This window comes from Paenibacillus sp. Y660 (assembly GCF_057221575.1).
Map to the genome: position 1 here is coordinate 1 of NZ_JBXBBJ010000085.1, position 796 is coordinate 796.

General features: G+C 47.6%; 1 protein-coding gene. It reads left to right on the top strand.

The window, feature by feature from the left end; translation table 11 throughout:
- Positions 1-796, top strand: a 796-nt coding sequence (locus AC2TDN_RS26545) for a hypothetical protein (RefSeq protein WP_484690736.1), incomplete at both ends; no start/stop codon positions are given.

Sequence of the window (796 nt, forward strand, 5' to 3'; positions counted from 1 at the left end):
TGTACAAATGAGCGCATTGGCTGGCAAAGATGCTCTACTTGAACTCATGTTTAAACCTTACAAACTCGCACAATACACGCTCAGCCGGTTTTTCACAGTCCCCCATGCATGGCTGACCTTTGGGAAAAAACGTGTTGCAAGACTTCAGGAAGAACGAGAAACTGCGCTTCAAGAAGGCGATGTTATTAATCTCGACGATACGCATAGCGCTCATCCCTATGCAAAGAAATTACCGTTTTTGTGCTGGCTCATGGACTCTTCATCGAAAACATACAGCTGGTGTATGAACCTCGTTGTCCTGCAGGCGGTGCTCCAAAATGGACTTGAATATCCGTTGTTCTACCGCGCTTGGCACAAAGTGCCTGACGATGAGGTCGGCTTAACCAAGTTTGATTTAGCCAGACAAATGCTGCTCATGCTGCGTGAGTCGGTCACTTGCCGCCTCTGGGTAGCGATGGACCGATGGTATTTATGTAAAGACTTTTTCGTTTTCTTGCAAGAGCATTCCTTTGATTGGGTAACCAAAGCCAAGCGTAATACTGCACTGTACCGAAAGGTTACGGTCCCCGGACGTCGTGACCGGTATGTGCCTGTTACGGCGCGACAGCTTATTCAGGATGGATACAAGCGCTTATCTGCATCCGAAAATGGACTGTCTGCCATAGCTATGTCCGATATCTATATGAAAATGCCTTATCTTGCCGAGGGAAGGAAAGGACAGCCCGTAACAAAACAACGATTCGTTCCCATCGCTGCCGTTGTCGCTATGCGTCTTAAAGAAGACGAGGAAATCGTT